The 11,351-nt window shown below is 48.1% G+C and carries 7 protein-coding genes and 1 pseudogene; 7 read left to right on the forward strand and 1 reads right to left on the reverse strand.

The genetic code is table 11. The features are described 5' to 3' along the window. The first annotated feature begins 405 nt into the window (after positions 1-405). Complete coding sequence (locus QUA97_RS21975) at positions 406-2,919, forward strand: MASE1 domain-containing protein (protein ID WP_194070657.1); 2,514 nt, start codon at positions 406-408, stop codon at positions 2,917-2,919. 304 nt (positions 2,920-3,223) lie between these two features. On the opposite strand, the pseudogene tnpA reads toward QUA97_RS21975, so the two are convergent. Next, positions 3,224-3,577: pseudogene (gene tnpA / locus QUA97_RS21980) on the reverse strand (IS200/IS605 family transposase). A gap of 124 nt (positions 3,578-3,701) precedes the next feature. Between tnpA and QUA97_RS21985 the strand changes: the two are divergent. From QUA97_RS21985 to QUA97_RS22010, 6 genes are all read left to right on the forward strand, one after another. Continuing rightward, positions 3,702-4,952, forward strand: a complete 1,251-nt coding sequence (locus QUA97_RS21985; protein ID WP_333196037.1) for an RNA-guided endonuclease InsQ/TnpB family protein — start codon at positions 3,702-3,704, stop codon at positions 4,950-4,952. An 89-nt stretch (positions 4,953-5,041) separates the two neighbouring features. Continuing rightward, positions 5,042-8,722: a response regulator gene (locus tag QUA97_RS21990; protein ID WP_333196039.1), complete on the forward strand. Its 3,681-nt coding sequence runs from the start codon at positions 5,042-5,044 to the stop codon at positions 8,720-8,722. Further along, the gene (locus QUA97_RS21995) at positions 8,715-9,089 is read left to right on the forward strand and encodes a response regulator (protein WP_333089432.1); all 375 of its coding nucleotides are present in this window, start codon (positions 8,715-8,717) and stop codon (positions 9,087-9,089) included. The genes QUA97_RS21990 and QUA97_RS21995 overlap by 8 nt, the downstream gene beginning before the upstream one ends. Then, positions 9,086-10,144, forward strand: coding sequence for an adenylate/guanylate cyclase domain-containing protein (locus QUA97_RS22000; RefSeq protein ID WP_333196043.1), 1,059 nt, complete (start codon positions 9,086-9,088; stop codon positions 10,142-10,144). Before QUA97_RS21995 ends, QUA97_RS22000 begins: the two co-directional genes overlap by 4 nt. Before the next feature lie 231 nt (positions 10,145-10,375). Then, positions 10,376-10,894, forward strand: a complete 519-nt coding sequence (locus QUA97_RS22005; protein WP_333196045.1) for a Ycf51 family protein — start codon at positions 10,376-10,378, stop codon at positions 10,892-10,894. A gap of 181 nt (positions 10,895-11,075) precedes the next feature. Then, a partial coding sequence (locus QUA97_RS22010) for a tetratricopeptide repeat protein (protein WP_333196048.1) occupies positions 11,076-11,351 on the forward strand: 276 nt, incomplete at its 3' end.

The following is an 11,351-nucleotide window of genomic DNA, read 5'->3' on the forward strand; positions in this document are numbered from 1 at the left end:
GTAATTGGTCAAACAACTGGCGATCGCTCCACTTAGTTGAGAATCCCTATGATTAATAGATGAGCAACAACACTCAATCGCTTTCCTCCATTGAAATCATCTGCGTAGATCTGCCTAGCTCTGCCCAACATCTGCAATTGACCGAATAAAAAATATCTGCAAAAAGTCTAGTCTGTGCGTTTATATTGGCAAAAAAGGATATTTCCAACACCTCTTGATGTTAATTACACCGCACAGAAAAAACCACACCCTCAACGGCTCCACAAAAAGTTATATTAAAAGGTTATCTCCTTACCTACCACCCATAACCTACCATCACTTAATAGAAACATTTTTGCTACCCAGTACCAATCCCGTGCCGCCTACTGAGACCCGAACAACCGTCCACCTTTTCCCCAAACGACAATGCAGAAAAAGTTCCTTAACGCAATCAAAGGACATTCCTGGCGGTACTTCCTCACAGTAGGCGCGATCGCCTCGATCTACTATGTGACATCGCAATTGGCAGTTTCCACCCTCACCCTGAGTACAGAAATCTACCCCATGTGGCCGGCCGCAGGAATTGCCCAAGTCGCCCTGCTGCTGTTTGGGCCCAAAATGTGGCCGGGAATTGCGATCGGAGGCTTCCTGTTCAGCATGAGCATACCGTCGGCCAACATCGCCGTCGCCTCGATCTCTGCCTGCGCCAGAACCCTGCAAGCGTGGACAGGAACCTATCTGCTGCAGGGCATGAACTTTAACGCCAGACTCGATCGGCTCAAAGACATTTTAGGAATAGTCGGACTCTCAGCCTTCACATCTACCCTAATCAACTCCACCATCGGCAGCATCGTCGTCTGCTTGACCGGCTTATCTAGCTGGAGCAATTTTGGCACGATGTGGGGGACTTGGTGGGTAGGAGACGCAATGGGAATTTTGCTCATCGCCCCGCTGCTGCTGACATGGCACAAATTGCCCAAAGTCCCCATCAATCGCAAACAGATGATAGAACGAGGGATTTGGCTGCTGCTGCTAGTAGCCGTCGGCTGGCTCGTCTTCTGCTCCCGCACCCGCGCCGCCTACGCGCGCTATCCCCTCGAATACCTACCATTTCCCCTAGTAGTTTGGGCAGCCTTTCGATTCGGCCAGCGCTACACGGCCATTTCCAACTTCCTCCTCTGCGGCTTCGCTATCTGGGGCATAGCCCGAGGCAGCGGCCCCTTTCTCAAACACTCCAGCAGCATCCCCCAAGCACTCCTCTCCCTGCAAGCCTTCATCGCCGTCATCGCCGTCACAGGCTTAGTTTTAGCAGCCACCGTCTCCGAACGCCGCCAAGCAGAAATCTCCCTCCGCGCCAGCGAAGCCAGCCTCGCCAACGCCCAGCGCATAGCCCAGCTAGGCAACTGGGACTTACACCGCAACACCCAGCAATTGCGGTGGTCAGAGGAAATGTACCGCATCCTGGGAAAGGTGCCGGGAACTCTGGAACCCAGCCTCGAAGCCTTCTTGGCCTACGTGCACCCCGAAGATAGAGAATTAGTCAAAAGCTCGATCGAAGCGGCGTTATTTCAACAACAGTCCTACAGCATCGACTACAGGATCGTACTCCCCGACGGCAGCCAACGCACAGTCTGCGAACAAGCCGCCGTCAACTCCCTGTACATCACCAGCACCGTCCAAGACATCACAGACAGAAAGCGCGCCGAAGCAGCCCTGCGTTCTTCAGAAGAAAGATTTTCCAAAGCCTTTCACGCCTCCCCAGTCGGCATCAGCATCTGCACCGTCACAGACGGATGCTTCCTCGATGCCAACGAAAGCTTTTTGAGATCCTTGGGCTGGGAACAGCAGGAACTTATCGGCCGCACCGTCAGCGACATAGGAATGTTGGTCAATTCAGAAGACAACGATCGCATCACGAAGATTTTACAAGCACAAAAGTCGATCGGCAACCAAGAAATCAAAATTCGCACCAAAGCCGGGGAAGTGCGCGACTGGCTGCTGTCAGCGGAACTCATCGACCTCGGCAGCACTCAGTGCGTTTTAATCATGACCAGCGACATCACCGAACGCTTGCGTTCCGAAGAATTCCGCCGGGGAAAAGAAGCCGCCGAAGCCGCAAATCGATCGAAAAGCATCTTTCTCGCCAACATGAGCCACGAATTGCGTACACCCCTCAACGCTATCATCGGCTACAGCGAGCTCCTGCAAGAAGATGCCCGAGAGATTCCTGTAGACGAAGAGTTCATCGACGACCTCCAGAAAATTAACACCGCCGGCCAGCACTTGCTAGGGCTGATCAAAGATATTCTCGACTTCTCTAAAATTGAAGCAGGCCGCACCGACTTACACCTCGAAACCTTCAGCATTTTAAATCTAGTTAAGGAAGCGATCGCCACGATCGCCCCGATGGCAGACAAAAATAGTAATATCTTAGAAATACAATGCCCTGAAGATATTGGCTCCATGCAGAGCGACTTAACAAAACTGCGGCAATCCCTGCTCAACCTGCTCAGCAACGCCTCAAAATTTACTTGCTCCGGCACCATTACTTTCGCCGTTATCCGCTCCCCCGAAACCCCCGCCGAAGCTGCCAAGAGACGCAAAAAACTGGCAGCCTATAGAGGAGACAAAACTGAAAATAGCTCGTCTCTATTGTCTTCCTCTCAAGATTGGATCGTTTTTACAGTCAAAGATACCGGCATTGGCATGAATTCCGAACAGTTAGCCAAAATCTTCGATCCTTTCACCCAAGCCGATTCTTCAACTACTAAGAGGTACGGCGGCACTGGTTTAGGTTTGACGATTACTCAGAAATTCTGCGAAATGATGGGCGGAGACATTAGTGCCTTCAGCGAGTTAGAGAAAGGTTCTACTTTTATAATTCGGCTGCCAGCTATTATAAACGAAACTTCGTTATTCCTCGAAAATTCTGATAAATAGAGTCTTTTGCCAAGATGATTTTTTTCTGCAATTTATCGATTATTTCGTTTCCCGCTAAAAAACAGTCTAAAAATTTGATATAACTGCTATAGACTTTCGATCTTTCCTATGAGGTACTATTTGGCATAGGGCATAGGGTATAGGCCTCCGTGGGCATAGGCCTCCGTGGGCATAGGGCATAGGGCATAGGGCATGGGGCATACCTCACTTTTTTGATAATCGCTATAGCGCGTCGCGTGAGAACCCCGGTCAATAAGCCGGGGATGAAACGCAGTTACAGCCTTAAGGCTGCCAGTATTTTATATTATTTGTTTCTTTGTTCTTCTATATATTTGCTGACGGTTTCAGTGGACAGGTTCCCGACACTGCCAACAAAATAACTAGGAGTCCACAAAGTAGGCAATTTCAGCAATTCGGGAAACTCTTTCCTCAAATAACTGGATGCCCTACCCTTAACTCTTTGCATGATGAAACTGGCGGAGTCTGTTGGCTTAATGTTAAGCAATCAATGGACACGATCCGGCACGATCTCTAAAGCAATAACTTTCCACCTGTTTTCGGTGACTACCTCAAAAATAATTTCTTGCAGCCGTTCTGCAATTTTGCCGACCAGAACGGCTTTACGGCGTTTTGGGATAAAAACAAAGTGAATATTGATCGGCGAGACAGCGTTGCTCTCGTGCCAATACTCTAAATCTTTTTTTGACAAACTCGCCCTAAGACTATTGACTCCTTTAACAATGGGTGTATGATCCACATATTACATCAACAAAAAGAATTTTGTGTTTGGATGTCAACAAGTCTTGATTAAGCCTGACAAAAAGTTAAAAGCAGTTCTAGAATATATTTGCCAAGAGTCAAACAAACTACACAACTGTGCTGTTTACTACGTTCGTCAAATATACTTTAAGTGTCATATTTTTGTCCGCCCGTTTGACATAATCAACGAGTTAAAACGCAATCCTCATTACGGAGCTTTATGCGCTCAAGCGGCTCAACAGACTTGTGGTGCTGTCGGTGAGTCGGTAAAATCTTTCAAAGGATTGATGAAATTGTTTCGCGAAGGAAAGCTTGAATCTAGACCGAAATTCCCAAATTACCGTACTCCTGGCGGGCTTCACTTAATTGCCTACCCGAAACAGGCGCTTGGCAAAAAGTTGATTGATGGTCGAATTTCTATCCCTCTTGGACAAAAAGTCAAGGCTTGGTTCGGATTGAAGAACTTTCAAATTCAAATGCCTTCTAATCTGGATTATACCGACATCCGAGAAGTGAGAATTCTTCCTAGAAATGGCTGTTTTTATGCCGAATTTGTCTACAAGTTGGTCAGCATTCAAGTCAATACTGACGATCAAAAAGTTTTAGGTATCGATCGCGGTATTGATAATTGGCTAACCTGTATCAGCAATGCAAACACAAGTTTTATTGTTGACGGAAAACATTTGAAGTCTTTAAATCAGTGGTACAACAAGCGAGTAGCTGCGTTGATGGATGGAAAGCCTAACGGATTTTGGTCGCATCAGTTGGCACGTTTAACCGAAAAACGCAATCGTCAAATGCGTGATGCGGTAAATAAGGCGGCTAAAATAGTTATTAATCACTGCCTAGAAAACCAAATTGGTACTGTTGTTTTTGGTTGGAACAAGGGTCAGAAAAATAGCGTAAATATGGGATTAAAAACTAATCAAAAATTCGTACAAATTCCTACTGGTAGATTGAAAACTAGAATCTCTCAGCTCTGCGAAAAATATGGAATTAGATTCATCGAAACAGAGGAAAGCTACACATCAAAAGCTTCATTTGTTGACAGTGATTTCCTGCCTGCAATCGGTGCAAAACCCGATGGGTGGAAAGAGTCTGGTAGACGAATTAAGCGTGGACTGTATCGAACTAATTTACAAAATTGGTACATTAATGCAGACTATAACGCAGCGGGCAACATCATACGAAAAGTAGCAACAATGCTAGGTCTTGACCTTAGTGGAGTTGGTAGAGGTGCCTTGACAGCGCCCTTAAGAATTGCCGTTTGGTAGTTTTTTAAGAATCCCCGTCGCTTTAGCGCGGGGAGTGTCAATAATTAAAAAGATATACTATAAAAAATTGCTACAAAGCGCCAGAAATTATGCATCCCCACCTCCAGCGCCAACTCGAACAACTCGGTTTAGCCGGCGAGTCCCCTCCCAACGCACAGCAGTGGCAGCTATTTTTAGAACAGCTAAGTTGTAGCTATGACGAAACTCAGAGTCAGCAAGAACAGGTGGCTTTGCAGGATGCGTCCCCCTCGCCCCAGTCCCCCCCAGATTCTCCAACAGCTTCAGAATTCGATCGGCTGCGATCGACTTTCAACAGTTTGGGCGCGGGATTGTGTATCCTCGATCGAAACGGGTTTTTCCTCTCCTGGAATCCCGAAGCCGAACGCTTGCTGGGGTGGCGGGAGTCAGAACTTAGGCGTGTTTCCCTGCTGTCTCGCATCAACAGCAACCAAAACAAAGGCCAAAAATCCCAAGTTTTGACGGCCGGGAAACAGTCAGCAAGCAAAAGCGAACATGAACCGATCGCACCTACACTATCTTTACAACAGGCGATCGCCCAACGTCAACCTTGTAGTAATTGGGACGACGAATTTCTGTGCAGCGACGGCAAAAAATTACCAGTTTCCTATTTTTTCAATCCCGGAATGGACGGGAGCGAAATATCAGTATTGGTGTTTTTTGACATGACAGAACACAGGCGATCGCTCTCGATGCTGCAAGCAGTTATAGAATCTACAGATGCCGGAATTATCGCCGTTGACAGCAACGGCAATATATGCAATTTTAATCATAAAATTATTGAAATGTGGGGCTTGTCTCAAGCAGCAGAAAAGTTGAGCCAGTCGGCGCTAGGCAAGGTCAAAAGCTCTGTCGCAACATGGTTTACCTTCGCAGCACGCCAATTAAAAAAATCCCCAAATATTCTTCAAAACCTAATAGAACTGTCGGCAAATCCCGAGGCTCAAATCAGCCAATTATTAGAACTTAAAGACGGAAAAATCCTCGAATTAAATTCGCTACCCTCAAAAGTCGGAGCAAACACAGCCGGCAGAGTCTGGAGCTTTCGAGACGTTACCGATCGCCAAAAAGTAGAACGCTCTTTGCAGCATCGAGTAGAATTAAATCAGTTGATTGCCAGTTTGTCAATCAATTTCATCAGCCAGCCAAGCTCGGAAACTGGTAAATTTATCGATCGCACTTTGGAAACAATCGCCACCTTCACCGGATTTGACCGCAGTTACATCTACCTGTTATCAGCAGACAAAACCAGCGCCAAAAAAACCTACGAATGGTGTAGCGACGGCATTTTGGAAAGAGAAGAAGACAGCAGCCACAAACAAATAGACATCGCCAGAATTCCTTGGATTGCCGAAAAGCTCGATCGCGCCGAAGACCTCCACATCACAGAAATCGATGGACTCCCTCCCCCCGTACAAACTGAAATTGCCTATTTTCAAGGCAAGAAGTTACCAGAAGTCCTGACCGAGTTCCCATCCCAAACCACGGAAAAAGTAGCAACTTCCTCAACAAATGCGATCGCACATTCCCCAGAAACACAATTAAATATACCTCAAAACAATCTGCAATCGCTGATAATTATTCCCCTAACTTGTAGTGAAAACCTAATAGGATTTCTCGGATTCGAGAGCTTCCAACTCGCAACAGGTCGATCCACCGAAATATTAACTCCTCTAAAAATGGTAGGGGAAATGCTCGCCAATGCCCTCGAACGCCAGCGGGCAGAACTAGCCTTGCAGCAAGAGAAATCAAGCTACCGCAGCATCTTTGAAAACGCAGTCGAAGGCATATTTCAAACCACCCCACAGGGGCGATTCCTCAAGGCAAACCCCGCACTAGCCGAGATTTACGGCTACGAAACAGTTGAGCAAATGTTAGCCGAACTCGCAAACCTCAACCGCCACATTTACCTAAACCCCAACCAGCACGCCGAATTTCTGGCGCAATTGAACTCCGGCCGCCAAGTCTCAAAATTTGAATCGCAAATATACCGCCGAGACGGCACCACAATCTGGATTTCGGAAAACGCCCGCAGCATCTGCGACGAAAGCGGCCGGGTTTTGTACTACGAAGGCACAGTCGAAGACATTACCGATCGCAAACAGGCAGAATCCGCCATGCAGTCGGCCCTAGAAGCAGCAGAATCGGCCAACCGGGCAAAAAGCACATTTCTCGCTAACATGAGCCACGAACTGCGAACGCCCCTCAATGCCATCATCGGCTACAGCGAAATGCTCAAAGAAGAAGCCGAAGAATTGGGCGCCGGCGAATCCGTCTCTGATCTCGAAAAAATCCGCAGCGCCGGCAAACACCTGCTTTCCCTGATCGACGACATCCTAGATATATCTAAAATAGAAGCAGGTCGAATGGATCTCTACTTAGAAACCTTCGACATCCATACCTTAATTGAAAGCGCTGTCGCCACGGCCAAGCCGCTAATCGAGAAAAATGGCAACATCCTAGAAGTGTACTGTCGGGACAATCTCCACACGATGCACGCCGACATGACCAAAGTCCGGCAGGTGCTGCTGAACCTGCTGAGCAACGCTGCCAAGTTTACTAAAAATGGGAAAATTGCGATCGCAGTCGAAAGCATTAAAAATGAACAATTAAGAATGCAAAATCAAGAGGAATCTTCCCAAATTTTAATTGCCAACTCTGAATTTATCAGTTTCCGCGTCACCGACACCGGCATCGGCATGACAACAGACCAATTGCAGCGAGTTTTCCAACCTTTCACCCAAGCAGATGCCTCAACTACCCGCAAGTATGGCGGCACGGGTTTGGGACTAGCTATCAGCCAGCGCTTCTGTCAGATGATGGGCGGCAGCATTGAGGCCTGCAGCACCTTGGGCGCAGGCACGACTTTCACCGTACTTTTGCCCAGCGCCATCCAACAGCCGTCCGTTCCCAGCCCAACCCGCGACAGCACGAGAACGGAAGACGCACCCGCTGTCGGCACGGTGTTGGTAGTTGACGATGACCCCATCTCCCAGGATTTGATCCAGCGCGCCCTGGCCCGCCAAGGACTGCACATAGAAGTCGCCGGCGGTGGCGAGGAAGCTCTCAGGCTGGCCGAGAAACTGCGGCCAGATGCGATTACCCTGGATGTGATGATGCCGGGAATGGACGGCTGGGCGGTGCTTTCGGCGCTGAAGGCAGATCCAGAGCTTGCCGAGATTCCCGTAATCCTGCTATCCTTTGTGGGCAACAAAAGCCTCGGCTTTGCGTTGGGCGCTTCGGACTACCTCACCAAACCCGTGGACGGCAAACGGCTGGCTGCTTTGTTGAATAAGTACCGACGCGACCGAGACGGCGTTGTGGCTAAAAGTTTGCCCTGTCAAATATTGATTGTGGAAGATGACGGTGCCACTCGCAACATACTGCGGCGCATACTAGAAAAACAAGGTTGGGCAGTGGCGGAAGCTGACAGCGGACAGGCGGCTCTCGAACAGCTAGAACTTGCTCGCCCGCACCTGATTTTGCTGGATTTGATGCTGCCAGAAATGGATGGTTTTGAATTGATCGCCGAACTTCGCAAGTCGCATTCTGAAGATCCTATACCGATCGTCGTTATTACTGCTAAAGACCTGACTACCGCCGAAAGGGAGCAGCTAAACGGCTATGTCGATCGGGTTTTACAAAAGGGAGTCTACAGTTGCGATACTTTGCTGCGCGATGTTCGCTCTATAGTAAATGAAAGGCTCGATCGCAGGTACGACTCGAAAGGCAAGGAGAACACCAATGGCTAAAATCCTGTTGGTCGAAGACAACGAAATGAATAGAGATATGCTTTCTAGGCGTCTGGCCCGCAAGGGACACGAGGTCTTTATTGCTGTGGACGGTGCCGAGGGAGTGTCGATGGCGATGGCGAAAGTACCGGATTTGATTCTAATGGATATGAGTCTGCCAGTGCTCGACGGGTGGCAAGCAACCCAGCAAATTAAGGCGGCCCCAGAAACTAAGACGATTCCGGTGATTGCGCTGACGGCTCACGCAATGGCGGGCGACCGCGAAAAGTGTCTCGCGGCCGGCTGCGACGACTACGACACCAAACCAGTGGAGTTTCCCCGGCTCTTGAGCAAGATTGAAACGCTTCTGAAAGAGGCCATGAAATGAAAGGTGATGAGGGCAATGTACTGGTTGTTGACGACAATGAGGTGAACCGCGATTTGCTGGCTCGCCGACTTCAGCGTCAAGGCCACGCAGTGACTGTTGCTGAGGATGGTCTCCAAGCTCTGGAAATGATGCGTAGCGAGCCTTTTGATTTAGTTTTGCTAGACATTATGATGCCGCAAATGAACGGCTATCAGGTGCTGGAAAATCTCAAGGCTGACGAGAATTTGCGCCACATCCCGGTGATTATGATTTCGGCGGTGGACGATATCGACAGTATTGTGCGCTGTATTGAGTTGGGGGCGGAGGATTATCTTTCTAAACCTTTCAATCCGGTATTGCTCAAGGCTCGGATTAGTGCTTGTCTGGAAAAGAAGCGGCTGCGCGATAAGGAGCAAACTTATTTGCGGGAGTTGGCACAGGAAAAGGAAAAGTCGGAACGTTTGCTGTTAAATATTTTACCAGCTCCGATCGCCCAGCGCCTCAAAGAAGGGGAGAGTACGATCGCCGACAGTTTTGCTGAGGTAACAGTCATGTTTGCCGATTTGGTCGGTTTTACGAAGCTTTCGGCTCATTTGTCGCCGGCCCAGTTGGTAGAGTTGCTCAACGAGATTTTTTCAGCTTTTGACGAGTTGGCCGATCGCTACGGACTTGAGAAAATTAAGACGATCGGGGATGCTTATATGGTGGTTGGCGGTTTACCTAAACCGAGCGACAACCACGCCGAAAGCATTGCCGAAATGGCGATCGACATTCAAGCAGCCATCGCTAAGATGCACGCCAAGGGTGGTCAACCGCTCAGCATCCGCATCGGCATCAACACGGGCCCGGTGGAAGCTGGGGTAATTGGTACTAAAAAATTTACTTATGATTTGTGGGGAGACACGGTAAATACAGCTTCGCGGATGGAATCTCAAGGGGTACCGGGCGGCATTCAGGTGACAGTTGCTACCTACGAACGCCTGCAGGACAAGTACGTTTTCCAAGAGCGCGGCGTGATTCCAGTGAAGGGTAAAGGCGATATGATGACTTATTTGCTTGTGGGCCGAAAGGCTTAATTAGTCATTAGTCATTAGTCATTGGTCATTGGTCATTGGTCATTGGTTATTGGTTATTGGTTATTGGTTATTGGTTATTGGTTACTTGCTACGAATTCCCAATCCCTCCACAACGCTAGAGCCCACTTCTCAATTCCCAATAACAACTAACAACTAACAAATAACAGTCAACAGTCAACACTCAACTGCCAACAGTCAACAGTCAACAGTCAACAATTAGATAATTCTCAAATGAACGTAAATTCTAACCTATTAATGTATGCCCAATGGGCAGGAATTCTGACAGCGGCTTTGTTTGTTTTAACGATCGTAGCATTTATATTCAAATGGGGTTTTCGCTTCCGTTTGGTCGGAGTGACTAGCTTTATGGCCGTAATTGCTGCGAGTATATTTGGTCTTGGTTTGGGACTGTTTGCGCGCACGGAAATTCCCGGCGCGGTGCGCTATTCTTTAGTTTACGATACTGGCGGCGCTCAAACAGTTGTTACGGTGCCGCCTTCGATTACTGAATCGGAGTTAGAAGCAACGATGCAGCAAGCGGCGGCGGATTTGTACTCTCCAGGGCGTTCTGGACGCGGAAGAGACTACATGACTATCCGCGTTCGGACGATCGTACATCCTGAACCGGGGCTGTCGCAGCCGCTGTTTTTGGGTGAGGTGAGGCGATCGCTCGCGACTCGATATGATGACAAAATGGCGATCGAAATCTTCCCCGAAAAAGTTGCTATTCTGAAAAAGTATCAAGCCTGATAAATCCTGTGGGGGCGGGTTTTACCAACAAGAATTGCCTCAAACAGACAATCTCGTAAACCCGCCCCCACTGTTAGATGATTCGACGATTGAAATCGCTTCTTTTCAAACAAATTTCCTCTCTAAGAGACTAGAATAGCCGACAAAAAATACTTTAAAATTATCAAAAAACCATCTAATTATGACTCAAGAATCTGAAAAAAGGCAGCCTGCTTCGGAAAAATGGAATCAAGAAGATTATTTAGCTTTGACCGAAGCACGGAAACGCGAATTGGTGAGGATTCAAGGTTTAATTGATGAGGATTGGCAAACACCAGAACAAAAAGCTGAATTGTTTTTAGAACAAAGTTATTTATATATCTATGCTGAAGAATACGCAAAGGCGCTCGCCTCCTACGACAAAGCCTTAGAAATCAAACCAGAGAACCACGAAGTCTGGTACAATCGAGGCTATGCA

Source organism: Microcoleus sp. CZ3-B2 (genome assembly GCF_036705055.1).
Lineage (GTDB): Bacteria > Cyanobacteriota > Cyanobacteriia > Cyanobacteriales > Microcoleaceae > Microcoleus.

Excerpts from the sequence above, each read along its gene's own strand:
- QUA97_RS22005 (WP_333196045.1), top strand. The coding sequence starts at position 10,376 with ATGAACGTAAATTCTAACCTATTAATGTATGCCCAATGGGCAGGAATT.
- QUA97_RS22000 (WP_333196043.1), top strand. The coding sequence starts at position 9,086 with ATGAAAGGTGATGAGGGCAATGTACTGGTTGTTGACGACAATGAGGTG.
- QUA97_RS21975 (WP_194070657.1), top strand. The coding sequence starts at position 406 with ATGCAGAAAAAGTTCCTTAACGCAATCAAAGGACATTCCTGGCGGTAC.
- QUA97_RS21990 (WP_333196039.1), top strand. The coding sequence starts at position 5,042 with ATGCATCCCCACCTCCAGCGCCAACTCGAACAACTCGGTTTAGCCGGC.
- QUA97_RS21995 (WP_333089432.1), top strand. The coding sequence starts at position 8,715 with ATGGCTAAAATCCTGTTGGTCGAAGACAACGAAATGAATAGAGATATG.